Raw genomic sequence first — 24,685 nt, forward strand, 5'->3', positions numbered from 1 at the left:
CTTCACGGTATCGGAATTTGTTCTCTCGAGCCAGCGGCCAGATGATGGTGGTCAGTTGAACCCATAAGAGCATTAATAAAAATGAATTTTGAGCTGACAGACGATCAACGTGCCTTTCAGGATGCTATCCGCCGTTTTGCCACAGATAAATTGGCAGGCGGAGCGCTTGAACGTGCCCATTCCACTGATTACCCGGCTGACATCGTGCAGCTGCTCGTAGATCAAGGCCTTTTCGGCATTACGATCCCCGAGGCGGATGGAGGGATTGGTGGCCAGCTCATGGATGCGGTCATCGCGATTCAGGAGTTGGCGATGGTATGTCCAAAGTCAGCGGACTTGGTTCAAGCGGGCAACTTCGGCGCTATTCGCACCTTTGCAGAATACGCCAGCGACGATCTGAAGCAGCGTTATCTCCCTGACCTGCTTGCAGGTAAACGCTTGATGGCGCTGGGCATGAGCGAGCCTGAGGCCGGTTCTGCGGTGACAGAACTGAAGACCAGTGCGCGCGAAGACGGTGACCATTACGTCATCAAAGGCACGAAGGTGTTTTCGACTCACAGTCCTCATGCCGATCTGTTCCTTATCTACGTACGTTTCGGTCCAGGCCTGGACGGCATTGGCTCGGTCATTATCGAGCGCGGTACTCCGGGTTTTGACGTCGGCCAACCTTCTCCCTTCATGAGCGGGGAGGAATGGTCCCAGCTGTACTTCGAAGACTGCCGCATTCCAAAAGAGAACGTGTTACTGGGTCCAGGTGGGTTCAAGAAGCAGATTTCCGGTTTCAACGTGGAGCGCATTGGCAACGCCTCTCGTGCAGTTGCGCTGGGGCGTCACGCATTCAATATCGCCCGCGAGCACTGCTTGAATCGCTCGCAGTTTGGACGGCTGTTGTGCGAGTTCCAAGGGTTGCAATGGAAGTTCGCTGAAATGGCCCTCAAGCTCGACAGTGCCCAGCTGTTGCTATATCGGGCGGCCGTGAACGCCGACAACGGGCTACCCACTGCCTACGAAACTTCAATCGCCAAATTGAGCTGTAATCTCGCCGGTTTTGAAGTGGCGAACGAAGCCTTACAGGTCATGGGTGGATACGGCTACTCCAGCGAGTCGCTAGTGGAGTACTGCGTCAAGCGCACGCGCGGCTGGATGATTGCCGGTGGCTCCATCGAAATCCTCAAAAATCGTATCGCTGAAGATATCTTCGAGCGCCGCTTTGATCAGAGGGCCAAGTAATGACATTGACAGGGCGAGCACTGGCGGATGCGTTGATCCGGCCACGCGTGGTGGCGTTGGTCGGGGTATCGGACGACCTGTCAAAAACGGCTGCAAGGCCATTGGCATTTCTGCGCCGTTCGGGGTACGAAGGTACGATTTACTGTGTCAATCCGAGCCGCGAAACAATTCAAGGTGAAATCGCTTACAAATCTTTGAGCGACCTACCCGAGAAACCTGAGCACGTATTCATTCTTACCAATAGCGACCTGGCGGTTAACGCTGTGGAGGAGTGCGGCTTTCTGGGTATAAAACTGGTGACTATTCTGGCCGGCGGTTTCTCTGAATCAGGGGAGGCTGGGGTTGAGCGCGAAGAGCAACTCAAGGCGCTTGGGGTCCTCCATGGCGTGCGTATCCTGGGCCCCTCGAGCATCGGCGTAGTGAACGTCAAATCCCACCTCACGCTGACTGCAAATGCTGCTTTCGCAGAACCGGGTCTCAAAGCGGGTGGCATTTTCTGCGCGTCGCACAGCGGCAGCTTGATTGGGGCAATGATTTCCAGGGGGGCCACGCGTTCTTTGGACTTCCATAGCCTGGTGTCTGTGGGTGGTGAGGCCGACCTCTCAATTGGGGAAATCTGCTCTTCAACCCTGGACGATCCGACCATCACGGGTTATCTGCTGTTTCTGGAGTCGATGCGCCATGCCGACCGACTTCGTGAATTTGCAATCGCCGCTGCTGCCCGTGGCAAGCCTGTCGCCGCTTATAAACTTGGACGCTCTGAAGTAGCTGCTGAGCTGGCGGTATCCCACACCGGTGCGCTGGCGGGTGAAGACGTGATTGCCGATACCTTTCTGCGTGATTGCGGAATTGCACGCGTAGAGACGTTTGAAGGTCTTTTGGAAATTGCGCCGCTCTTGACGCGCATGCCGAGCGTAGAACGCACCCGTCCTCTAGCCGTGGGTGTCATCACCACTACGGGTGGTGGGGCCGCGATGGCAGTCGATCAGCTCGGTATACGAGACATCAATGCCATTTCACCGAGTGCTGAGACGTTACGTCGATTACGAGAGCGCAACATCGCGGTCAGTGCTGGATCAATCATCGATCTGACCCTTGCCGGCACTCGTTACTCGGTGATGAGGGACGCGCTCGATGTCCTGATGGATGCCCCCGAGTTTGACCTGATCCTCGCTGTGGTGGGTTCTTCTGCTCGGACGCAGCCTGAGCTGGCCGTGAAGCCAATCATCGATGCCCGCCATGGCAATAAGCCTCTGGCTTGCTTTGTCGTTCCAGAGGCCCCCGAGGCCATCATGCTGCTCGGTGAAGCAGGGGTCCCTTCCTTCCGTACTCCCGAGAGCTGTGCAGATGCGATCGCCGCCCTGGGCAGGCGCCGTACTCCATCTTCCCTGGGAGCAGCGCTGCGCAATCCAGTTGGAAAAGCGCGAACGCTCAACGAGCTAGAAGCGTATGGGCTGCTCTCCAAACTCGGTATCGACAGCGCACCCTCAATTGCGCTCGATATCGATGCGCCGATACCAGAACTGCCTTTCGAGTTTCCCGTTGTCGTGAAGGTTCTGCATGACCAGATTGCCCACAAAACCGAAGTAGGTGGTGTGGTGTTGAACGTGCGCAATGAAGCCGAGCTGCACCGGGCAATCAACACGATCGGTAAATCGGTTACGGAGTGTCTGCCCGACATCGAACTGAGCAAAGTTCTGGTGCAGGCTCAGACCCGTGGGGTGGGTGAAGTCCTCATCGGACTGCGCCGGGATCCGGAAGTGGGCTATCTGGTCATGCTCGCTGCTGGTGGAGTGATGACGGAGATCTACCGGGATCGTTCGATGAGGCTCGCGCCCGTAACGATTGAGTCTGCCCGCGAGATGATCGCCGAGGTCAAAGGGCTCAAAGCCCTGGCGGGCTTCCGAGGCAAACCCAAGGGGGATCTTGAGGCTGTGGCCCAAGCGCTGGTGAGCCTTTCAAGACTGGCTTCGCTAAGCAATGCCGTCGTTGATGAGGCCGAGGTCAACCCCTTGATCGTGATGCCCGAAGGTGAAGGCGTCCTCGCCGTTGACGGGCTCATCACAGTATTCACGCAGTGATCGTTGGCGAGGTCACTGAGACCTCGCCTGTCAGTTCTAAATGCTCAATAACAAGAGAGACAGGCATGGACATCCAACAGCTTGTAGAGCGCGTCAACAGTGACGCATGGCTCGTCCACCGTGGCCGCTATCTAAGCACACGGTTTCTTGTCGCGTCCGGTACCGACCAGTACGTGATTGAAATCCATAAAGGTCGTATCGACTCGATCGAGCAGGGCCCATTCGTTATGGCGCGCTGGACCTTTGCGATGAAGGCTGAACCGCAGGTTTGGGAGAAGTTTTGCGTCTCCCACCCAGCTCCGCGTTTTCATGACCTCATGGCATTGATCCGTTTCAAGACACTTATCCTGGAAGGTGATCAACACCCCTTCATGGCCAATCTTTTGTATTTCAAAGATGTGTTTGCCTGTCTGCGGCCGTTGGAGACTTCGCTATGAATTCTAGTAACCAAGCCTATTTCGAACCGGTCACTGGCCGCTATCTGCACCTCGAGTTCAAAGGTCTGTCACACCGGATCTATGTTGAAGAAGCTGGCGAGGGTATCCCACTTCTGTGTCTTCACACCGCCGGTGCGGACAGTCGCCAATACCGTGCGTTGCTCAATGATCCAGAGTTGCTTGCGAAGTACCGCGTTATCGCGTTCGACCTGCCTCGCCATGGCAAAAGCTCCCCAGCGGCGGGCTGGCACAAGTCTGAGTACAAGCTGACGTCACGAGATTACGTGGACATCGTGTGCGCGGTCACTGACGGCTTGGCACTTGAGAAGCCCATCGTCATGGGATGCTCGATTGGTGGTCGCATTGTTCTGAATCTGGCGCTCGAATGCCCCGAGCGTTTCAGCGCGTTGATCGGTCTGCAGTCCGGCGCGCACGTACATCCGTATTACGACCTGCAATGGCTGCATCGTCCTGACGTTCAGGGCGGTGAAACGTGTGCGGGAATCGTGTCGGGGCTGATCGGGCCGGGCGCTCCGGAAGCCGATCGCTGGGAAACATTGTGGCATTACATGCAAGGGGGGCCGGGCGTATTCAAAGGAGACCTGCACTTCTACAAAATCGATGGGGATCTGCGCGACAAAGTCAGTCAAATCGATACGCGCCGTTGCCCGCTGTATCTCCTCACTGGGGAGTACGACTATTCCTGCACACCAGAGGACAGCATCGAGCTCGAACGCTTGATCCCCGGTTCAAAGTTGACATTGATGGAAGGTATCGGCCACTTCCCGATGAGCGAAGATCCCGAGCGTTTCCTTGGCTACCTGCGGCCGGTACTTGAGCAGATACAAGCCTCTCAGGTGGCCCGCAATGGCTGATCGTCGAGTTCAAATCAGCGTATTCGATGACGTGGCGGTCTTGACGATTTTCAATCCTCCAGTCAACGCTGGCTCCGTTGCCGTTCGGCGTCAACTGCTTGAAGCAGTCCAGACGTACTCGAACCGTCCGGACATTATCGCGCTGGTGTTGATCGGGGCAGGGAACACATTCATCGCAGGCTCGGATCTGAAGGAGTTTGGACAGCCGCTTGAAGATCCCCAGTTACCCGAACTGATAGCAGCCATTGAACAGTCCAGCAAACCGGTCATCGCGGCACTCCATGGCGCTGCGTTGGGAGGTGGGTTTGAGCTGGCGCTGGGATGTGATGCACGCATTGCCGCACCAGAGTGCATGGTGGGTTTACCGGAAGTGACCCTCGGGATGATTCCAGGCGCTGGTGGGACACAGCGTTTGCCTCGCCTGATCGGAATCCCTAAAGCCATCGAACTCATCTGCGCGGGCACCCGTGTGCCCGCGGCTCAAGCGTTTGTTCTTGGCGCAATTGATGCGCTTACTTCCGACGATCTGTTGATGGATGCGATAGCGTACGCGCGGCATGCTCGTAAGCGCCGTGTCGCGGAGATGAAGGTTGCAGATTCAGATCCCGATTCCGTAGATGCTGCAAAACGTGTTGCCCTTTCTAAAGGTCGAAACAGGCCAGCGGTCGCAGACGCTATTGAAGCCGTTTTGAACGCTCAACGTTTGCCTTTTGCTGAAGCGCTGCATCTTGAGCGTGCGGTATTTCAGCGGTTGCGTGAAAGCCGCGAAGCGGCAGCCCTTCGGTATCAGTTTTTTGCCGAACGGTCCGCAGGTAAGTTGCAGGCCTTGGAGGGCGTTGAAGCACGAACGGTTGAGACCGTTGGCGTGATCGGTGCCGGCACCATGGGGAGCGCTATCGCTGCCGCGTTTCTTGATGCAGGTATGCGTGTAACCCTCGTAGAGCAGACCGCTGCCAAGCTATCGGCGGGCTATGCGCTGCTTTCTGATCTGTACGAGCGCCAAGTCAAGAGTGGACGTCTCGATCCGGCTGCGCGCGATGCGCGTCTGGCGAGCGTCAAAGCGACTCTGCATTACGAAGATCTCGCCTCCTGTCAATTGATCGTCGAGGCTGTGTTCGAGGAGCTTCAGGTCAAGCTCGACATTCTGCACAAGCTGGCGTCCGTCGCGGGGCCTCAGACGATCATCGCCACTAACACCTCGTATCTGGACGTTGATGTCATCGCGGCAGCTCACACTTATCCGGAAAACGTGTGCGGTTTGCATTTTTTCAGTCCAGCCAACGTGATGAAGCTGCTGGAAATCGTCGACGCTGAACGTACTTCGCCGACCACACTCGCCACGGCTTTGGCGGTCGCCAAGCGCTTGAAGAAAGTGCCGATTGTCGCGAGAAATGCCTTTGGCTTTATAGGCAACCGCATCTATTCGGCTTACCGACGCCAGGCTGAATTTTTGATGGAGGAGGGCGCGTCGCCGTACGACATTGATTCGGCGATGGAAGCGTTTGGATTTGCCATGGGGCCTTTTGCCGTGGCAGATCTTTCGGGGCTTGATATCGCGTGGCGGATGCGTAAAGCGCAAGCGGCACAGCGTAACCCTGAAGCGCGATATGTCGCGATTCCTGATGTGCTGTGCGAGCGAGGCCACCTGGGTCGTAAGACAGGCGCAGGATACTACCGGTACGCCGAAGGCAAGCGCGAGCCCGATCCTCTTGTCCTCGATCTGATTACTGAGTACCGAGCGGATAACCGAGTCGTCCCTAAACAATTTACGACGGAACACATCCAACGGCGGCTTCTGTTAGCGATCGTCAATGAAGCTGCATTGGTGATGGCTGAGGGGGTAGCCACCAGTGAAGTCGATATCGATCTTGCCTTCGTCAATGGTTACGGCTTTGCGCGCTGGCAAGGCGGCCCAGTGTTCTGGGCCAAGGGGCAGGATCCTGCTCAGTTGCGTGAAGAGTGGGCCGCACTCGGCGTTGTGAGTGGCCCTGGTGTCCCCTTGGGCGACCTTTCAGTATTGGGAATCTGACGTATGGATGCTTACTCGATGCAAAGTCAGTCATACCCACGCCTTGGTAGCCGCATCGGCGGCAAGCGGATCGAAACCGGCGACGTGCTCATCGCTGTAGAAAATCCGGCGACCGGTGAAATCCTCGGCCAGTTACCTTATTTAGATAGGCCGAGTGTAGAGGCTGCAGCTGTATCCTCAGCCCAGGCATTCAAGGTATGGCGCAACTATTCCCCCGTGGACCGCGCCCAAGTCCTGCATCGCACTGCACGGCTATTGCTAGCCCGTAAGGATGAGCTGGCCAGGCTCATTACGGTTGAGCTGGGTAAGCCCTACGAAGAGTCACTGCGCGAAGCCCAAACCGCGGCTGAATTGTTTGAGTGGGCAGCCGAGGAAGCTCGTCGCGCTTATGGACGGACGATCCCTGGTCGGTCATCGGACGTCAGCCAGTACACGGTCTATGAGCCCATCGGTCCGGTTGCCGGGTTTTCAGGGTGGAATGCTCCAGCCATCACGCCTGCGCGCAAGATCTCCGGTGCATTGGCCGCAGGTTGTTCGATCGTCATGAAACCTTCCGAGGCCACTCCAGGGTGCGCCTTGCTGATTGCGGATGCTCTCGAGGAAGCAGGGCTTCCTCCGGGAACCTGCAACATCGTGTTTGGTGATGCCGCAATGGTCTCGGAATGTTTACTGGACGATCCCGTGATCAAGATGCTGACCTTCACCGGGTCTACGCCGATCGGTAAGCAGTTGGCTGAGCGAGCGGCCAGAACGCTCAAGCGCATGACGCTGGAACTGGGCGGTTACGCCTGCGCGATGATCTTTCCTGACGTCGACGTCGATGCGGTCGCCGACAGTGCAGTGACCGCGGCATATCGCAACTCTGGACAGGTATGCACATCGCCCACTCGGTTTCTGGTGCATGAGTCTATCTACCCGCGTTTCGTCGAGCGGTTCAGTCGTGGCGTTGCGGCGCTAAGGGTGGGAAATGGCCTGGCCCGCGAAACGCAAATGGGGCCATTGGCCAATGCTAGGGCGGTGGCTTCGATGCAGCGGTTGGTCGACGATGCGCGCATGCGAGGCGTGCATGTTGCCGTCGGCGGAGAGCGTATCGACGCTCCCGGACACTTCTACCAGCCCACGGTGTTGGTCGGACTGACCGACGATTGCCTGGCAGCCCAGCATGAGCCGTTTGGACCGGTAAAAGGCATCACGCCGTTCAGAGAACTCGATGAAGCGCTCGCCATCGCTAACCGCCTGCCGTTTGGACTGGCGTCCTATTTGTGGACTCACGACACGCGAGTGGTGGGGGCTGTAGCGAACCAGATCGAAGCCGGCTCGCTGGCTGTAAATCAGTGGAGTGTCTCTTCACCAGAGACTCCGTTCGGCGGTGTGAAGGACAGTGGGCAGGGGCATGAAGGGGGAATTGAGGGCGCGCAGTCTTTTATGCAGATGAGGTTCGTCTCGCAGAAGTATTGAGGAAGTTTTATCGCGGCGTGCTGCAACTGGCATGTCCGCCACTACAACAATAATTTCAAGAACTGGCGGTATCCCATGAACACGAATCGACACGAGACGATCGCCAAGATTGTCGGCAATGAAAAATATCAGGCATTAGTACGGACGCGCTCACGCTTTGCGCTGAAGCTTTCGGTATTTGTCCTGGTTATCTATTACGCCTTCATGATGATCGTGGCGTTCAAACCCGCGTTGTTGAAGACACCGGTGAGCGACACCTCGGTGATCTCCATCGGCTTTCCGATTGCAGTGCTGATGTTTGTGCTGTTTTGGCTGCTCACCGGCTGGTACGTGCATCGGTCCAATACAAGGTACGACCCAATGAGCCGGGATGTGATTCAGGAGGTGCTCAAGTGAACGGGCTATTTTCCAAACTCTCTCTATTGGTTCTCTTGTCTGTTGCGACCTCATCCTTCGCCGCTGATATCGGAGCCACAGCCAAGCAACCGTTGAACATCGAAGCCATAGGCATGTTCTGCGTGTTTGTCCTGGTCACGCTGAGCATCACGTATTGGGCGTCCCGCAAAACACATACGGCTTCAGACTTTTACACCGCAGGGGGCGGCATCACGGGCTTCCAGAATGGCCTTGCGATTGCGGGTGATTACATGTCTGCAGCGACTCTGCTAGGTCTGTCCAGTCTGATCTTCGCCCGAGGTTTTGACGGCATCATCTATTCGATCGGCTTCTTCGTGGGATGGCCATTGATCCTGTTTCTCATGGCCGAACGGCTACGTAATCTCGGGCGGTATACCTTCGCGGACATCGTGACGTATCGGCTTGATGAGATGCGTACACGGTCGCTTTCCGCATTTGGATCGCTGTCAGTCGTGTGCTTCTACCTGATCGTGCAGATGGTCGGTGCGGGTCAGCTCATCAAGCTGCTGTTCGGGCTCGATTACAAAGTGGCCGTCATCATGGTGGGGGTCTTGATGATGCTCTACGTGACGTTCGGCGGCATGCTGGCGACCACCTGGGTGCAGATCATTAAAGCTGTCCTCCTGCTCCTCGCTGGCACCTTCTTGACTGTTCTGGTGTTCGCGCACTTTGGTTTCAGCCTTGATGTGCTCATGAACAAAGCCGTGGAAAACCACAAAAGCGGCATCAACATCATGAGCCCGGGTAACCTGCTATCGGACCCAGTGTCCGCCGTCTCCCTATCCTTGGGTTTGATGTTTGGCACTGCGGGATTGCCCCACATCCTCATGCGCTTCTTCACCGTTTCCAATGCGGTGGAAGCACGTAAATCAGTGTTCTACGCCACCGGCTTTATCGGTTACTTCTTCGTTCTGGTTGCTGTGCTGGGAATGGCTGCGATCTCGATCGTTGGTACAGATCCGCAGTACTACGAAGGTGGGATCCTCGGCGGCAAGATGCTGGGCGGTAACAACATGGTCGCGATGCATTTGTCGCAAGCGTTGGGCGGGAGCTTGTTCCTCGGATTTTTCTCGGCCGTCGCGTTCTCGACGATTCTTGCTGTGGTTTCAGGTTTGGCGCTGGCGGGCGCATCTTCAATTTCCCATGACCTGTACGCAACACTCTTTCGCAAGGGTAAAGCGAGCGAGCGTTCAGAGCTGAAGGTCACCAAGATCTCGACTGTCTGCATAGGGATCGTTGCAATCTTCTTGGGCGTTGCTTTCGAAAACCAGAACCTGACATTCCTGACCGGTTTGGCGTTCGGCATCGCGGCATCTTCCAATTTTCCGGTCCTGATCCTCTCCATGTACTGGAAAGGTCTGACCTCGCTGGGTGCCGTGATCGGTGGCCTTGCTGGTCTCGTCAGCGCGCTTGTGCTGGTGCTGCTTTCACCTAGCGTCTGGGTTCAGGTACTGGGCAATCCGCAAGCAATCTTTCCGTATGACCAACCGGCACTGTTCTCGATGCCATTGGCTTTCGTTGTGATCTACGTGGTTTCGAAACTGGATAGCAGTGCGAAGGGCAGGGCTGAACAGGATGCATTCGAGGACCTGTCCGTGCACGCAGAGTTGGGCTTAAACGTCGCGGCTCCTAGCGCTCATTGAGCTGGGCGCATTCAGCAGCCGTTCCAGGTTTGGGTAATTAATAAGGTGTTTCCATGAGTCGTGACGTTTATATCTGCGACGCCGTTCGCACGCCAGTCGGTCGGTTCGGTGGGGGGCTTTCGAGTGTTCGTGCAGATGACCTTGCAGCTGTTCCACTTAAAGCACTGATCGAACGTAATCCTTCGGTGGACTGGTCTCTGCTGGATGAAGTATTTCTCGGCTGTGCTAACCAGGCGGGGGAAGATAACCGCAACGTGGCTCGCATGGCGTTACTGCTCGCAGGCTTCGACGAATCTATTCCCGGCGTGACTCTCAACCGGCTGTGTGCTTCTGGCTTGGACGCCGTCGGAGCTGCGTTTCGCGCGATCGCTTCAGGCGAGATGGCGCTGGCGATTGCTGGCGGAGTCGAGTCCATGACACGTGCTCCGTATGTGATGGGCAAAGCCGATAGCGCGTTCGGCCGAACACAAAAAATTGAAGACACGACCATAGGCTGGCGGTTCGTAAACCCGGCGATGCAGAGTGTTCACGGCGTCGATTCGATGCCGCAAACCGCGGACAACGTTGCATCTGCCTACAACGTTTCTCGCGAGGACCAGGATGCGTTTGCCTTGCGCAGTCAGCAGCGTGCAGCTCGCGCGCAAGAGACGAACTTCTTCGCCGAAGAAATAGTGCCGGTGCTGATCAAAGGCCGAAAGGGCGACACGATCATTGATCGCGATGAGCATCTGCGTCCTGAGACAACGTTGGAGGCGCTCGCGAAACTCAAGCCTGTCAATGGCTCGGGTAACACCGTCACGGCCGGCAACGCTTCGGGAGTAAACGACGGCGCCGTGGCGATGATCCTGGCCTCGGCAGACGCAGTCCGTGCTCATGGCTTGAAGCCACGGGCCCGCATTCTAGGGGCTGCGAGTGCCGGCGTCGCACCACGCCTGATGGGCATTGGGCCGGTGCCAGCCGTTCGTAAGCTGCTCGCGAGATTGGGTCTCAACATGCATGACTTTGACGCCGTCGAACTCAACGAGGCATTCGCAAGCCAAGCCCTTGCCGTGCTTCGCGAATTGGGGCTTGAAGATGACAGCGTGGTTGTGAACCCCAACGGCGGGGCTATCGCTTTGGGGCATCCGTTAGGGGCAAGTGGTGCACGATTAGTACTGACACTCCTTCATCAATTGGAAAGCACAGCAGGCCGTAAAGGGCTGGCGACGATGTGCGTCGGTGTCGGCCAGGGGGTAGCGCTAGCGTTGGAGCGAATCGATTCCCCACAGGTGGGATGAGGTCAAAGCAGGCCTTCTTAGTCGCCTGATTCGAAGTTGATCAAGCAGTAAAACCCGCAACGGATTTTATCCGTTGCGCGGGTTCGTTTTGCCCAAAAAAAAGTCAACACACGACAGTGAGTACAATAAAAATGAAAATAACACCTTCGCCCACCTCACGATTCATCGGCACGTTGTGCATAGGCACTGCGGTTAGTTCAAGTGCGATAGCGGATTTCTTATCCGATAGCCATGCAACCTTGGGATTGCGGAATTACTACATCAATAGCGATTTTCGAGATGGCAGCGCTGCCCCATCAAAAAGCGAAGAATGGGCGCAGGGTTTCATGTTGAGGTTCGAGTCTGGGTACACCAGCGGGCCGGTCGGGTTTGGCGTCGACGCGTTAGGTCTTGCGGCAGTCAAGCTGGATGGCGGCAAGGGGCATCATCCTGGCGGTTCCATGATCCCTGACGCCTCTGATGGCTCTGGAGTGGACGAGTGGAGCCGACTGGGCGTTACAGGCAAAGCCCGCTTTTCCAAAACTGAGCTGCGCTACGGAACGCTAATGCCGAAGTTGCCAATTTTGGTCTCTAGCGATGCGCGTTTGCTTCCGCAGACGTTTGAAGGTTTGTTGGTGACTTCCAAAGAGATCGATGATTTGACGCTGACTGGCGGCTGGATCGATAAGGCAACGGGCCGCGCTTCCACCAACCGGACAGGCCTCGCGGTGCTGGGTCCGGCTACCGGAAATCAGGAGAGCGACGGTTTGTTTCTGGCAGGGGCGGACTACAAGATAACCAAGCAGCTCACAGGGCAGTACTACTACTCGAATCTCAAGGACTACTACACGCAGAACTTTCTGGGTTTGGTTCATCTGTTCCCGATTGGCGAAAATCAATCGTTGAAGACCGATCTTCGGTATTTTCGCACCCGCTCGGACGGTGCGAATAGCTCTGCTTCCGGCCGGGCTGACGGCTATCGGGTAGGGGGGTACACCAAGGACGCTACCGGTGAAATCGATAACGATACCTGGTCCGCCTATATGACCTATTCCCACGGGTCCCACACGTTTACTGCTGGCTATCAGCGGGTGTCCGATGACAGTAATTTCGTCCAGCCAAATCAGAACGGCTTGGGTGAGGGTGCTGTAGGTGCCGCCATTTACTTGTACACAGACCGACTCGTTGGGCAGTTCAACCGAGCCGGTGAAAACACCAAGTACGGCGCCTATGGGTACGATTTCACCGCGCTCGGTGTACCTGGACTGACCACCTCGATTTCCTACTACGGCGGGGAGGGGATCAGGACGACATCGGGGCGGGATGCCAATGAGTGGGAGCGCGACCTGTTTGTCGACTACGTCATACAAAGTGGTCCCCTCAAGGGCGTTGGGCTTGGCTGGCGCAATATTATGTACAGAGGTGATATTCAGCGTGACCAAGACGAGAACCGCCTGATCATCAGTTACGCGTTCTCTCTGCTTTAGCAAAAGGGCTTGATGCGACGCTCGTGCGCCTGGACGCCGAGCGTTTGTTTCTGAACATTCCGCTGCTCTGATGTTCAGCCGGGTAAACCGCTCGCAGCCCATTCCAGACTATCGTATTCGCAATCGTTGAAGGCTCCCAGGTCGAAATTCGTCTTTGTTATACGAGTGGCCTTGATTGATGGTCAAAATTGATATAGCGTTCACTATATAGGTGTTGCCCAGATCATTGTTATTTCATATGGGCTCGCGTCGCGGTGCTTTGGGATCGTTTAGGTGTGATCTACAGATTTCAGGGGCAGTGACTCCTTAATATCCTTTGAGGAGGTCTTGCCTGAACCGCGGTACGCGAACTTTTCATCAGGCAGTGCTTTGCGAATGCCCAACGCGGGACAGCCGGCGCCGGGCGCGCTGACCGCATCTTCGATTGAAAGTATTCCGCTCGGCTAATTCAAAGATATGGGTCGATGCTTGTAGCAATCACGTTCTAAGCGTCCATGAACAGGCCAATTCACGGTCCTTCAGGACGGTAGTCAGGGAGTGTTTAATGTCGTACGTTGCGCAGACAGAACAGAATAACTTCCATCGTTCGGGGCATTTGAAGTATTTGACGTTCGTCATGCTGTCGTTGTTCGCCGCCTCGAGCGCGCCTACGCCGCTTTATCATGTTTATCAGCAGGTTTGGGGTTTCTCGTCAGCAATAATGACGCTCATTTTCGCCGTCTATGCACTGAGTCTTCTGATCGCTGTGCTGGTGTTTGGGTCGCTATCTGATTACATGGGTCGCCGACCTATCATATTCCTTGCGCTGGCACTTGAGATCTTATCGCTGCTTTTGTTCATTTACGCGACAGACGTGAGATGGCTAATCGCAGCTCGTGCCCTTCAAGGTTTGGCAACGGGTATTGCCTCCAGTGCTTTAGGCGCAGCGATGTTGGACGCTGACATAGTAAAGGGTCCGTTGGTCAACAGTATCGCTCCCTTCTTCGGGCTTGCCTTGGGTGCGCTCGGCACAAGTTTGTTGGTGGAGTACGCGCCGCTACCGCTGTCACTGTGCTACATCCTTATGTTGGCGATGTTTGCCGGGCAGATGCTTTATCTGTTGTGGCTTCCAGAGACAGTTACCCCCCAGCCAGGTGTTCTAAGCACGCTCAAGCCTAAACTGTTTGTTCCAACACGCGCTCGAGGTACCTTTTTATTGGTGATGCCAGCGGACATCGCCTTCTGGGCATTGGGAGGGTTCTTTCTTTCTCTAGCACCCTCATTGTTGGAGTTGGCAACGGGCTCGAAATCGATACTCAGCGGGGGCCTTGCCGTTGCAGCGTTTACTGTAAGCGGCGCTGTGTCAATTTCGACTGTCCGAATGAGGCCTCCTCAATCTGCCCTTTTGATAGGTTGCAGCTTTTTAGGGCTTGGGATGCCGGTACTGCTGTTAGCGGTCAATATTGGCTCATTGTGGATTTTCTTCCTCGGGGCAGTTGTGGCGGGCATCGGCTCAGGTGCTAGCTTTCTCGGTGCCTTAAGTCTGCTAATGCCTCTGGCTCGCCCTCATGAGCGCGCTGGACTGATGTCGACGTTTCTTGCGCTGAGTTACTTATCGTTTAGCGCTCCAGCGCTCGCGGCTGGTTTCGCGATTAAGACGCAGGGACTTATTTTGACCACGAATGTGTATGGAGGTGTAGTGCTGATCCTGGCCTTGCTGGCCCTAGGCAGACTGCTGGTCACGCGCACGGCTTCTGCACGCTCTTAGGAAGTGCTACTGAGTTCCAGAGAACGCGCGGTGGCCTGTCGCAGCTTGCGATAGTGGAGTATTGAAACAAGACGTTCTGTTGTTTCAGGCGCTGTTAAATGCATTCGCCATTTTTGGCTTATGCTAAAAAATTGTTTTTCAACGCTGCGACGAAAATTCAAGGGTTGGCATGCCTCACTTTTTAACTTCATTGATCTGTGTGATTTTGTCCGTGGGCACGGGCTATGCCGCGGACGCGCCCATAAAATATGACGATAAGACAGAGGTACTTCTGGGACGCCTCGGGCCTCCATCGAAGGATGTAATGCGCCTGTTTCAAGGCGTGGGCATGAAAAACGTGCGATACCATCCAGTCACCGAGGAGGAGCGCGAGAAAATAGGGGCCGCTCTCGCTTCGCTGCCTGATATACATCGAAAGGTCTTAGTCGATCATCTGGACCGGCTTAGCTTTGTAGACGGTATCCTTGGGGCGGGCACAGGGTTGACCAGCGCCTCCAACACTAAAGGCTCCTATTCAGTTACATTTCGGGCGAGCCTCATTAATGAGTCGCTGACAGAGTTTCTAACGACCAAAGAACGCACATTGTTTAACAACGTAAAGGATGGTCCTATTATAACGGTGACCGCGAAAGGACTGGATGCTCTTCCGTTTGGGTTGCTTCACGAATCAACGCATATGGTCGATTCTACTTTCGGAATATGGCGCGATCTGAACCAACCCTTGATCCATGACATATGGAAGGACGCCAGCGATTTGAAGGTGCCCTACGCGAATTCTGCAGTCACCGGTACTGATTTCAGAGGGAAAGGCAGGGTATCGGTCCGCAAGGCCCAGTCTATATATGATGCAATGCAGGACTCTCCTTTTGTGAGCCTTTATTCCACAGCATCCGCAGGTGAAGACATAGCCGAGCTGGTCGCTTGGTATATCGAGTTGAAGCGTTTCAATGCGGATCTGGTAATAGAGCTTTCATCTGCATCCGGCGAGACGATAAAGCGTTATAGGCCACTTGAGTTTCGACGGGTAAAAGACCGATTCGAGGCCGTTCAAAAGTTAATGTCCATGCTGGAAGAAAGTGCTGCCGTATCTAGGTGAGTAATCTTCCTGATCTATTCAGTCTATGGTGGCATATGCGAAGTTTAGGGGGAGGGGAGTCCGGCATGATCTTTAAGTTGAGGTAATCACCCTTGCCATCCAATAGACTGCGGAGTTTATCAAAGCCGTGCTGCTCGACATGATTTACTTCAGCAGCGGTTGGACGTATACGGGGCCGACAGGCGCTTCCTTTGATATCCACTGATGACCGGAATGGATCATGGTCGTCTGACGCTGGGACAAGACAAATGACCGAAAAAAAGTATTCATTAGTGACTGCAAACGAAACACTCCTGATCGAGCGCGAAGTCCAGCGCCTTCTCACAGCCTTTGTGCATAAGATCGATGACGGCAAGTTCGGCGAGGCTGCCGAGCTGTTCTTGCATGGTGAGTACGAGGTCGAAGGCTCTAAGTTCGTGGGGCGTGACGCCGTAGAGAGCTTCCTCAACGGGTTGGTGCAGCCTCATCACGACGGTGTGCGTCGTACCTGGCATTCGATCACTAACATAGCGGTTGAGATTGACCCATTAGGCGATAGCGCCTCGAGTGTCAGCTATTACACCGTTCATCAGCAGCTTGAAGGTCATCCCTTTGAGCTGGTACGAGCCGGGCGATGGCACGATACCTTCGAGCTCTTTAGCGGGGATTGGAGATTCAAATCTCGTGTGAGCGAACTCCGCATGTCGGGGCTGGCCGGTCTACCATCAGTTTAGAGGATTGCACCCAACGCTAGCGGTGTCAGAGGCATGAGTCGAACCCGGCAAGCGTTCAATCGAGTGACCCAAACGATGCTGTCTGTGGCAGACATAGCTGCCCGTCTTGGCGTGTCCATCGCAATCTAGAGTCTCCCTCATCGCCGCTCAGCACCGGGATCAGCGCGGCGGATCGCAATCGTGAGAACAGTAGTTATGAATATTCCTTATAGCGATCGCTAAATAAGAGCTTGCGTGTTCGGCCTTATATAGTGTTTGCTATAAGCAGATTCATCACTAACCCACTCCAAAAAGGCGTTCCCATGAGTTTTGATAACAAGGTTGTGCTGGTAACAGGTGGTTCATCAGGTATCGGGCTGGCAATCGCCAAGATTTTCTCGGATCAAGGCGCTCATCTGGTCATCACCGGTCGCAAACAGGACCGTCTGGACGAAGCCAAGGCGGTCCTCGGTACGAACGTCGTCGCCATCAAGGCCGATGTCGCCGACTTGAACGAGCTCGCCGGCCTCTTTGATCAGATCAAGGCGTTGCATGGCCGCATCGACGTTTTGGTAGCGAATGCAGGCATTGGTCAGATATCACCTTTAGGCTCGATCACCGAGGCAGGTTTCGATCTGGCGTTCAACACCAATGTGAAGGGGGTGACGTTCACTGTCCAAGGAGCTTTGCCACTGATGGGGCAAGGCGGCAGCGTTGTCATCATCGGTTCTACTGCATCGATGAACCCGGGTGGCGGATTGAGCGTTTATGGAGCAACCAAAGCGGCACTCCGCAGCCTTGTAAGAAGCTGGATTTTGGATATCAAGGGCTCTGGCGTGCGCATCAACCTGCTGAGTCCTGGTCCTGTCGATACTGATTCATTACGCAATATGCTGGGATCAGACGCAGACTCGATCCTCGAATTTCTGAACGACAAAAGCACATTGGGTCGAATTGGTCAGGCAGATGAGATTGGTAAAGCGGTCGCTTTCCTAGCCAGCAATGACTCGAGCTACATCAATGGGGTTGAGCTGTTTGCAGATGGCGGTGCTTCTCAGGTGTAAACCCCCGTATGCGTGTTGCATATCCACGAATGCAGCACGCATACGTTTACATTTGTTGTGGTCGTGAGCGCCGTCTTCGCGAGCGGTGTGTCGTTGCCGATTGACGAAGAAAAAGGTCGTTGCTCGGACAGTATTCCGGGTGAAGGGACTGGGATCACAGCGCTTGTGGAGTAGGGCGGTCACTACTCCATCACCTTGTGCGAGCATCAGCCCAACGACCCCGAGCTCCAATCCGTTGCCAGTCGCCCTGTTATGCCAGTGCCTGCGGCCATGTCATACGCTGACAAATACATGCTCCGCATTCCAGATCTAGCATCCAGGGCTCCGCGTTACGACGACCTCACAAAACCTCGTGATTTCACCAGGCCCACTTGCCTGGCAACTACCAATATCCGTCTCGTTAGCGCAGCCAAGGCGCGTGGTCTTGACGTTGGCAACTACCACGGTGAGCAGGTCCGCTGCCAGTGCTACACGCAGCAGATATCTCGAATGAGTACTTCGCATGTGTTCTGCATGGATGTCGTTCAAAACGGCTATTTTGATGACAGTAGGCTCCAGCGCACGTTAGCAATACCGAACGGCATAGCTTCCGACGTATCATCAGTAGCGCCGTCCGAAGGTCCGCGGCGAATGCCCGCGGCCGCGGACCGCAGGACACAAGTAGCGCCGTCGTCTATTCGGATACTGATCCGTAGGTTGGGCTGATGGATCGCTCAGTCTGCCGGGATGAGATTTAGCGACAGATTGAGGGAATGGATTCTGATGACGCTGCTGCGCATCTATCTCTAGGCGGGTTCGTATAATGGCCCGGCTTATGTTGAGCGGCCTGTGGAAAATGCCCTCGGCACCACGGGGCGCGTAACATAGGCCGCATTATGCGAACGCCACTTCTCATCCCCGATCACCTGGTGCGCGATGCCCGGCTCTATGCCCCGTCGCGTGACCCTCTCGATGCTGTCTGCCATTGCCTTGCTGATTACCCTCGGCTCGTCGCAGAAGCTCGCCAAATGCGTTCTAGGCTTCACCAGCTCGACATGGAGGCCGCTGACCTCGATGCTCGCGTTCAGGCTCTCCAGAGCGCCTGCAGGGCAATCCTCGACCTCTAGCCGTACCTCGACTGCCCGAAGGGCATTAGGCGCCACTCGTTCTTCTGCCGGCCGTTGAAACATCCGCGCCGACACCCGGCAACGCCGGCCGGTCTTCCGCCCAACAAAAAACCCCCAGCGATCGCCGGATCACTGAGGGTTCTTTTGCGTGCCAGACGCTCGTAGCGCCTTCGTCATTCGTCCGCGTGCCGGTCCAACCGCTTTTCCCCTTGCACGTTTCCTGCGCGAAGCCAGCGCGGTCCCGTGACGTGAATCACCATCGCCGGACAGGTCCCGGTAGGTCCCATCTCAATGCTGTGCTTTTCCGCTTTTCGATCTGGAGCTGGGGAGGGTGCTGGAGTCATCCCGGCGCAGCCGGGTCCACCATCTCTAATGGTGGACTCTTGTCTCATGGTGAGACTTTTCGACTACTCAGCCTCGATCTTCAGTTCTCCGTCCGAGCTGACCTGCACAAGCTTCGTTGCATTGTCAAGTATGTAATGTGCCAACTCGCTGTCGCGTAGCGGCTGCCTGCCTTTTTTGACAAGTAACTTATTGATTTCTACGCACTTATGTCTGAGCGCTTCTTGTTCGGCGTTTGAAAGCCGCAGCGTTGCTGGCATGTCGCTATTACCTGTCATCTGAAAATCCCTCCGAGTGTACGTGCATGCATGTGATTTGTGTTGACGTATGCAAGTTCCCACGTATACATTCCGCGCAAATGTGATTTGCATGCATGCACGCATGCAGTCGTTTTCACTTCTGGACGGACCCTGATGCTCGACCGCATACACCTCTTCATCCCGTTCCTGTCAGATTTCGTTGATCTGCTCAACGTCGAGGGCAGAGAAGAGCCGGTTCATATTGTTCGTGGTGGCCTGGAAGGTTTGGGCGCTGCCGGTGTTCGTTTGGCTTCTTCCTCTGTGGTCGTTGACCCTGTCACCGGTGAAAAACGCTGCGAAGACTTACGTCATCCGTGGGAATCTCTCTCGACCGGCTTTACCCCCATGGCCGTCAAGGTCTTCCATGAGTCTATGGGCAAACGTGCAATGCCCGGTGTTGAGTTAAAAGCCAGTCCCGCAAAGCTTCTTCAGGGACATAACGTCTTTGGTCCCACTGATATTGCGCTTGGCGCCGCTGAAATGTGGCAGTGGTTAGCGATTGCATATCCCGGCCTTACAAAGATGCTCGACTTAGAGAAAGCAGAGGTTTACGACATTGACTGTACTTACAGCGCACGCCTTCCTGATGAGCGCACAGCGCTTCAAGCCATCGAGGCTATCCGTGGTGTTAGCAACGGCCAAACTAAGGGCAGGGGGGATGACTATCAAACCACCGCATATTTTGGGGCTAAAGATAGTCGTCTCCGTAAGCTGAAACTTTACCTCAAACATCCCGAGTTCCTGCAGCAACTCGAAGAAGCTAAGAATGCTCGCGCTGGTGATCTTTCAGCTGCACGGACAGCTAGGGTTTTATCCGACCCAAGGCTCGACCAGTGGGCTAGGTGCCTTCTTCGCATTGAAGCAACTGTTGCTAAGCGTTGGCTGAATCGCCGAGGAATACCCAACACACTCATTGGGCTATGCAAGTTTCAGGAAGACTTTCAGGCCAAGGGTATCTGCTTTATTCAGTGGTGTTGGAAAGAAGTGACGAAAGAATTGTTTGCAGCCTTTGAGGGCATGACCATGAGAGTCATTAACGATGAAACAGTGCTTACTGCACTGATAGACAAGCATACAAAACGTACTAAAGATCGCATGACTAAAGAGAGGGTTGTTGATGGCGTTGTCGTCCCCTCAATCGTCATTCCCGGTAAGCTAAGTGATTCTCACGCACGTAGCCTTTTTCGTACTTATCGAAGCATTAAAGAGTACGGCTGGCAGGAAACCATGGATTCAATGAGTCGTGCCAGTTTCTACCGCCACGTTTCTGATATTTGTGAGTGTGGAATTTCAAAGGCCGCACTCCAAAAACTCAAAGATTCTGATCGGAAGAACAATGTTGTTCCTCTGTTGCGTTTCCTTGATGTTGATTTCAGCGCTCAACTGCCTCATTGGTACGAAGAGCCTCGCTTTAAAGCTGCATAAACGCCCGTTGGGCATAAACGTCGCTGGCATTGATCTGGCGTCCAACTTAGTAAGAGGGCTTCAAAATGAGTTTGACAGTTTTGGTAGAGGTTAACGGTATTTCTCGCTCTGGTACCTCCGGCAAGGGTAACCCTTATTGCATGTATGAGGGTTATGTTCATCTTCCTAACGTGCCTTACCCGCAAAAGGCAAGTTTCTACGCACAGAGTTCGGCTGAGGCACCACAGCCTGGAACTTACGAAGTTGATGTTATCCTCGACGTTCGTGACGGTCGTATCACCCTGGAAGTTGATCCCCGTCAGGGCCGCCGTAAAAACCTCCCACCTCTCTCAGCAGCAATGACCAAGACCGCGTAAATGTCTTCATATTTCTACTGTCCGGGTGTGGCAAGCGTCTCTGCGACGACAGTCGAGTGTTCCGTTGCAATCCAGACTTACACGCCGCCTGAGTCTGGAAGCTTCACGATAGACGATTTCAATCAGTTGTTTGTCATCCTTCTGATGTACTGGGCGATGCATTTCGTCTTTCTTCAGATAAAAAAAGCAATCGAGCAATAACGCTCACTCAACTAAAAGGTGTTCCGAAATGACTCTTTCCAATAAACCCGTTCGTGTTGGTTTTGTTTCCAAGGTAGTAACGCTCGGCTCGTTGATGGCAGGCGCTGGTATGGCTTCTGCAGCCGGTACTGATATTGACGTCAGCGCTGTTGTTTCTTCGCTCACCTCTGGTATTGGCACCGTGACTTCCATCGGCATTGCTGCGCTCAGTCTGGTGGTAGTGATTAAGCTCTTCAAGTATGTGAAGAGCGCGCTGTAAGGTTAAACCCCGGCGCTTGTTGCCCACGTGCAATACGGGGGCATTTCTTAAAAGTTGGGTGAGCGAGTCGCGAAGTATGAGCGACCGCTAACCCAACTTACTCCCCTCGTAATTTCTGGTACACATATGAGCCGCTTCGTACTTACGCTCGCGAGCGTCATTATTCTATTTTTTAACACTGCCCAAGCTGCTGACTACAGCTGGTCAAATAGCACTGGCGATTATTCTAACCCGCGTGACGCATGCGACGGCGCTGCATCCATTTCATACCCTGGCTGGGGCCGCACGCTGCAGTCCCTTGTTGTCAACGATGATACTGCTTCTTGTCGTTATATCGTTTTTAGTCCCTCCGATGGCTCAGGTTATTATTTTGACACGTCTGCGCATCGCAATGGTTCCTCTTGCCCCGCTGGCAGCACGTATAACGATAAGACTGGAGCATGTGATCCGGCTCCTGGTGGAAAATGTTCTCCAAAGAAAGGTCAGTCTTCTCAAAAGATGCACTGGCTTTCTACTACTGACGAGCCTTCCGGGGAGATTTCTGTCGATGGCTGTGCGGCTTCTGTAAAGAGTTTTCTCTGTTTGACAGCTGCTCCGTCTACGTACTCTTGCACTGGTAACGCGGAGTTTACGGGCGAGGAGCTGCAACCTATGCCAACGGGAGCGGCTAGCGACTGTGCTGGTAAGGACTGTTCGAAAGATGATCCACAGGACGGAACTACAAACGACCCTTGTATCAAGCAGGATACCGGCGCTGGTTATACTTGCACTTCTAAAGTTGAGGATTCCAAAGTAGGCGAAACAAGCTGCGGTACTGCCAACGGTGTTTATGTTTGCACGCCCGTAACTAAGCCCGTTAAGACCACAATTTCACAGAGTACCGCTCAGCAGCAGACTGCTAATTCAGACGGTTCCCTCACTACGAAGAATGTGACAACAACTACTAAGACAACTTGCGTCGCTGATAAGTGTAGTTCTACCTCTTACACGACAACGACAAAGGGCGGCACAACTTCAACCGGTCAATCTGTCCCTGAGTCTTCAACCTGTACGGGTAAAGGTTGCCCCTCTCAAACAGGGTCTGGTGGCGGTGGGGGAGGTGGTAATTCTAAAGACGGGGAGCAGGGCAGTGCTGATTCGTCCTCTGATTGTTCCAAGCCACCTAGCTGTGATGGTGACGAATTTCTGTGCGCGATACTTGACCAGAATTTTAAAGACTCATGCGCATTGAGAGCGGAACCTACTGCCAAAGAGAAGGCGGCTAGTGATCAGGCTATTCAAAAGGAAGTTGCAGAAGTTGAGGCTAATCAGCAACAGATGGATAGCGATGTTTCTGGTTTGTTGTCTGGATTTAAAGCCGCAGCGCAGCCCGGTAGCGCTGGTGGCAAGTGCTATCCAGATAAGGAGTTTGAAATTAGCGGTCGAACTGTCGCTATGCCATTTAGCAAGATATGCGACCCTCTTATTCTTCTTCGCTATGCAATCATTGCTGGAGCATATCTTCTTGCTGCACGTATTTTAACCAGGGAGGCGTGATTATGTTTCAAGTGCTTTTCATTGCTGGTCAGGCTATCTTGATGTGGGTTCTTCCTCGGCTGCTCGCTGCCATTGGTGCAACCGCAGTATCAACTGCTGTCATTCTTCCGATTTACGAGTGGCTTAAGTTTCAGGTTTTGCAGCAGCTTGGTTCCATAGGTGGCGATGCTGCGAACTTTATCGATTTTCTTGGTATTCCCACTGCTATTTCAATTGTCTTCGCTGCCTATGCACTCAAGGTTTCTATTGCCGGTGCTAAGTCGGCGTTCTCCAAAAAGGCGGCTTCATAATGTTTAAGCTTGCTACCGGTTTGCCCGGTGAAGGTAAAACATCCAATGAATTATGGGATTTTCTTAACGCTCCCGAGTATCAGGGACGCCCTAAATATTGCACCCCTATTAATGGTTTTGAACCTGAAAAACATGGCGTAAAACCAATTGAGCATATAAAGGTTTGGCAGGATTTGCCTGATGGTTCCGTTATATTCTGCGATGAGGTGCAGGACTTTTGCGGCAGTGACCAATTCAAAGAACCACCTGAGTGGGTTAAACAGATTGCGCGTCATCGTCACCGAGGCTTTGATTTCATTGTCACAACCCAAAGCCCGATGTTTATACATCCGTTCGTTCGAAAGCTTAGCAAGCCTCACGTCCATTACCATCGCCCTTGGAATATGAAGGGTGTCCGTTATACGTTCGAGGCGGCTCAAAATGACCCATTGGCTAAGAGTTCCAAGGCTCTCGCCCAAAAGAAGTTTGTTACTCCCAACCCCGAGGTCTTTAAGCTTTATACTTCAACTGTCTTAGACACTCATAAATCAAAGCCACCTAAGAAACTGATCGTTTCTGCGATTTTAGCCATGCTTTTCCTCGTACTGGGTGGCGGTTACGCTGCTTACAAAGTCATGCACTTTGGCAAGGATGCTCAGAAACAAATAAACCCCGCTGCAGTTCAGGATATTGCTGCAACGAAATCTGTCCCTACTACAAAGTCTGATCTGATTACGCCGCCAACTTTGCCAGATCGTCCAGTGTGGACCGAAGACAGCGTTAAGCCTCGTATTAAGGGTCAGGCATTCACCGCGCCCATCTACGATAACCTCACTGCACCCACAGACTTTCCCAGGGTGGCTGCGTGCATGAGTTCCAAGAGCAAGGGCTGCCATTGCTATACACAGCAGGCGACACCGTTGGACATTCCTGAGGGCGCTTGCGAGGTCTTTGTTCGTGTCGGAAATTTCGATCCATGGCTTAGCAGTCGTCGCCAGCAGCAGCAGGTAGCTGCCAAGCAGAGTCCTGCATCTGAGCAGCAGCAAGTTGCTTCGGCAGATCCGTTAAGTCGCGGCCAGAAGTACACCGTAGTTGGCGACACTGAGACCCCAGCACGACCATGGAGAGCCCATCAATGAACGACATGAATCGTTACAATCCAACCTTTGAGCGCCTTGATCTACAAAATGCTCACGTAATCGAGTGGAAGTGGTTCTTGCAGGAGACCCGTGGTTTTCACTGGTACCGTAATCGATGCTGGGCGCACACTGAATTGAGCAACAGAACGTAACCCATTGATTTATAAAGAGCTTCGTATAATGTATATTATGTTAAATCACGTGTCGCATTCCGTCGATGAGTTGTGACGTCTGTTTCCTC

21 protein-coding genes are annotated in these 24,685 nt (G+C 54.1%); 20 read left to right on the forward strand and 1 reads right to left on the reverse strand.

The genetic code is table 11. From position 1 onward, the window contains the following. The first annotated feature begins 81 nt into the window (after positions 1-81). From B3N48_RS17340 to B3N48_RS17405, 14 genes are all read left to right on the forward strand, one after another. Positions 82-1,230 (forward strand): acyl-CoA dehydrogenase family protein, encoded by a 1,149-nt coding sequence (locus B3N48_RS17340; protein ID WP_296185781.1) that lies wholly within the window; start codon positions 82-84, stop codon positions 1,228-1,230. Continuing rightward, entirely contained in the window at positions 1,230-3,311 is a 2,082-nt protein-coding gene (locus B3N48_RS17345; protein ID WP_296185782.1) for an acetate--CoA ligase family protein, read from the forward strand. The genes B3N48_RS17340 and B3N48_RS17345 overlap by 1 nt, the downstream gene beginning before the upstream one ends. A gap of 65 nt (positions 3,312-3,376) precedes the next feature. Continuing rightward, positions 3,377-3,748, forward strand: a complete 372-nt coding sequence (locus B3N48_RS17350) for a hypothetical protein (RefSeq protein WP_296185784.1) — start codon at positions 3,377-3,379, stop codon at positions 3,746-3,748. Further along, complete coding sequence (locus tag B3N48_RS17355) at positions 3,745-4,623, forward strand: alpha/beta fold hydrolase (protein WP_296185787.1); 879 nt, start codon at positions 3,745-3,747, stop codon at positions 4,621-4,623. The genes B3N48_RS17350 and B3N48_RS17355 overlap by 4 nt, the downstream gene beginning before the upstream one ends. Further along, positions 4,616-6,652, forward strand: a complete 2,037-nt coding sequence (locus B3N48_RS17360) for a 3-hydroxyacyl-CoA dehydrogenase NAD-binding domain-containing protein (RefSeq protein WP_296185789.1) — start codon at positions 4,616-4,618, stop codon at positions 6,650-6,652. Before B3N48_RS17355 ends, B3N48_RS17360 begins: the two co-directional genes overlap by 8 nt. Before the next feature lie 3 nt (positions 6,653-6,655). Then, on the forward strand, positions 6,656-8,110 hold the full coding sequence (locus B3N48_RS17365) for an NAD-dependent succinate-semialdehyde dehydrogenase (protein WP_296185791.1): 1,455 nt from the start codon (positions 6,656-6,658) through the stop codon (positions 8,108-8,110). A gap of 75 nt (positions 8,111-8,185) precedes the next feature. Beyond that, positions 8,186-8,506 (forward strand): DUF485 domain-containing protein, encoded by a 321-nt coding sequence (locus B3N48_RS17370; protein WP_296185792.1) that lies wholly within the window; start codon positions 8,186-8,188, stop codon positions 8,504-8,506. Beyond that, positions 8,503-10,170, forward strand: a complete 1,668-nt coding sequence (locus tag B3N48_RS17375) for a cation acetate symporter (RefSeq protein WP_414704251.1) — start codon at positions 8,503-8,505, stop codon at positions 10,168-10,170. Before B3N48_RS17370 ends, B3N48_RS17375 begins: the two co-directional genes overlap by 4 nt. A 53-nt stretch (positions 10,171-10,223) precedes the next feature. Beyond that, positions 10,224-11,447 carry a 3-oxoadipyl-CoA thiolase gene (pcaF, locus tag B3N48_RS17380; RefSeq protein WP_296185794.1) on the forward strand — a complete coding sequence of 408 codons (1,224 nt, stop codon included), beginning with the start codon at positions 10,224-10,226 and terminating at the stop codon, positions 11,445-11,447. Between the two features lie 131 nt (positions 11,448-11,578). Further along, the gene (locus tag B3N48_RS17385) at positions 11,579-12,913 is read left to right on the forward strand and encodes an OprD family porin (protein WP_296185796.1); all 1,335 of its coding nucleotides are present in this window, start codon (positions 11,579-11,581) and stop codon (positions 12,911-12,913) included. A gap of 544 nt (positions 12,914-13,457) precedes the next feature. Further along, positions 13,458-14,660, forward strand: a complete 1,203-nt coding sequence (locus B3N48_RS17390) for an MFS transporter (RefSeq protein WP_296185798.1) — start codon at positions 13,458-13,460, stop codon at positions 14,658-14,660. A gap of 304 nt (positions 14,661-14,964) precedes the next feature. Further along, complete coding sequence (locus B3N48_RS17395) at positions 14,965-15,756, forward strand: hypothetical protein (protein WP_296185799.1); 792 nt, start codon at positions 14,965-14,967, stop codon at positions 15,754-15,756. A 248-nt stretch (positions 15,757-16,004) separates the two neighbouring features. Continuing rightward, positions 16,005-16,469: a nuclear transport factor 2 family protein gene (locus tag B3N48_RS17400; RefSeq protein ID WP_296185801.1), complete on the forward strand. Its 465-nt coding sequence runs from the start codon at positions 16,005-16,007 to the stop codon at positions 16,467-16,469. A 302-nt stretch (positions 16,470-16,771) separates the two neighbouring features. After that, the gene (locus B3N48_RS17405; protein ID WP_296185803.1) at positions 16,772-17,512 is read left to right on the forward strand and encodes an SDR family NAD(P)-dependent oxidoreductase; all 741 of its coding nucleotides are present in this window, start codon (positions 16,772-16,774) and stop codon (positions 17,510-17,512) included. A 1,513-nt stretch (positions 17,513-19,025) separates the two neighbouring features. On the opposite strand, the gene B3N48_RS17410 is transcribed toward B3N48_RS17405, so the two are convergent. Further along, the gene (locus B3N48_RS17410; protein WP_296185805.1) at positions 19,026-19,238 is read right to left on the reverse strand and encodes a hypothetical protein; all 213 of its coding nucleotides are present in this window, start codon (positions 19,236-19,238) and stop codon (positions 19,026-19,028) included. Positions 19,239-19,373: 135 nt separating this feature from the next. Here B3N48_RS17410 and B3N48_RS17415 point away from each other — a divergent pair, with 135 nt between their 5' ends. From B3N48_RS17415 to B3N48_RS17440, 6 genes are all read left to right on the forward strand, one after another. Then, the gene (locus B3N48_RS17415) at positions 19,374-20,684 is read left to right on the forward strand and encodes a phage/plasmid replication protein, II/X family (RefSeq protein WP_296185807.1); all 1,311 of its coding nucleotides are present in this window, start codon (positions 19,374-19,376) and stop codon (positions 20,682-20,684) included. A 65-nt stretch (positions 20,685-20,749) separates the two neighbouring features. Further along, a complete protein-coding gene (locus B3N48_RS17420; protein WP_296185808.1) occupies positions 20,750-21,040 on the forward strand; it encodes a propanediol utilization protein in 291 nt (96 codons plus the stop codon). Between the two features lie 229 nt (positions 21,041-21,269). Further along, positions 21,270-21,500, forward strand: coding sequence for a major capsid protein (locus B3N48_RS17425; RefSeq protein WP_296185809.1), 231 nt, complete (start codon positions 21,270-21,272; stop codon positions 21,498-21,500). Between the two features lie 126 nt (positions 21,501-21,626). Further along, complete coding sequence (locus tag B3N48_RS17430) at positions 21,627-23,036, forward strand: virulence factor TspB C-terminal domain-related protein (protein ID WP_296185811.1); 1,410 nt, start codon at positions 21,627-21,629, stop codon at positions 23,034-23,036. A 2-nt stretch (positions 23,037-23,038) separates the two neighbouring features. Next, on the forward strand, positions 23,039-23,326 hold the full coding sequence (locus B3N48_RS17435; protein ID WP_296185812.1) for a DUF2523 family protein: 288 nt from the start codon (positions 23,039-23,041) through the stop codon (positions 23,324-23,326). After that, positions 23,326-24,444 carry a zonular occludens toxin domain-containing protein gene (locus tag B3N48_RS17440; protein WP_296185814.1) on the forward strand — a complete coding sequence of 373 codons (1,119 nt, stop codon included), beginning with the start codon at positions 23,326-23,328 and terminating at the stop codon, positions 24,442-24,444. The genes B3N48_RS17435 and B3N48_RS17440 overlap by 1 nt, the downstream gene beginning before the upstream one ends. Positions 24,445-24,685: the final 241 nt, after the last annotated feature.

Origin of the sequence: Pseudomonas sp. UBA1879, from assembly GCF_002338065.1 — a bacterium.
Lineage (GTDB): Bacteria > Pseudomonadota > Gammaproteobacteria > Pseudomonadales > Pseudomonadaceae > Aquipseudomonas.

Coding starts and splice junctions, on each gene's coding strand:
- B3N48_RS17400 (WP_296185801.1), top strand. CDS start 16,005: ATGACCGAAAAAAAGTATTCATTAGTGACTGCAAACGAAACACTCCTG.
- B3N48_RS17420 (WP_296185808.1), top strand. CDS start 20,750: ATGAGTTTGACAGTTTTGGTAGAGGTTAACGGTATTTCTCGCTCTGGT.
- B3N48_RS17350 (WP_296185784.1), top strand. CDS start 3,377: ATGGACATCCAACAGCTTGTAGAGCGCGTCAACAGTGACGCATGGCTC.
- B3N48_RS17435 (WP_296185812.1), top strand. CDS start 23,039: ATGTTTCAAGTGCTTTTCATTGCTGGTCAGGCTATCTTGATGTGGGTT.
- B3N48_RS17370 (WP_296185792.1), top strand. CDS start 8,186: ATGAACACGAATCGACACGAGACGATCGCCAAGATTGTCGGCAATGAA.
- B3N48_RS17345 (WP_296185782.1), top strand. CDS start 1,230: ATGACATTGACAGGGCGAGCACTGGCGGATGCGTTGATCCGGCCACGC.
- B3N48_RS17425 (WP_296185809.1), top strand. CDS start 21,270: ATGACTCTTTCCAATAAACCCGTTCGTGTTGGTTTTGTTTCCAAGGTA.
- B3N48_RS17430 (WP_296185811.1), top strand. CDS start 21,627: ATGAGCCGCTTCGTACTTACGCTCGCGAGCGTCATTATTCTATTTTTT.
- B3N48_RS17385 (WP_296185796.1), top strand. CDS start 11,579: ATGAAAATAACACCTTCGCCCACCTCACGATTCATCGGCACGTTGTGC.
- B3N48_RS17405 (WP_296185803.1), top strand. CDS start 16,772: ATGAGTTTTGATAACAAGGTTGTGCTGGTAACAGGTGGTTCATCAGGT.
- B3N48_RS17410 (WP_296185805.1), bottom strand. CDS start 19,238: ATGACAGGTAATAGCGACATGCCAGCAACGCTGCGGCTTTCAAACGCC.
- B3N48_RS17355 (WP_296185787.1), top strand. CDS start 3,745: ATGAATTCTAGTAACCAAGCCTATTTCGAACCGGTCACTGGCCGCTAT.
- B3N48_RS17395 (WP_296185799.1), top strand. CDS start 14,965: ATGCGCCTGTTTCAAGGCGTGGGCATGAAAAACGTGCGATACCATCCA.
- B3N48_RS17390 (WP_296185798.1), top strand. CDS start 13,458: ATGTCGTACGTTGCGCAGACAGAACAGAATAACTTCCATCGTTCGGGG.
- B3N48_RS17440 (WP_296185814.1), top strand. CDS start 23,326: ATGTTTAAGCTTGCTACCGGTTTGCCCGGTGAAGGTAAAACATCCAAT.
- B3N48_RS17340 (WP_296185781.1), top strand. CDS start 82: ATGAATTTTGAGCTGACAGACGATCAACGTGCCTTTCAGGATGCTATC.
- B3N48_RS17415 (WP_296185807.1), top strand. CDS start 19,374: ATGCTCGACCGCATACACCTCTTCATCCCGTTCCTGTCAGATTTCGTT.
- B3N48_RS17365 (WP_296185791.1), top strand. CDS start 6,656: ATGGATGCTTACTCGATGCAAAGTCAGTCATACCCACGCCTTGGTAGC.
- B3N48_RS17360 (WP_296185789.1), top strand. CDS start 4,616: ATGGCTGATCGTCGAGTTCAAATCAGCGTATTCGATGACGTGGCGGTC.
- pcaF (WP_296185794.1), top strand. CDS start 10,224: ATGAGTCGTGACGTTTATATCTGCGACGCCGTTCGCACGCCAGTCGGT.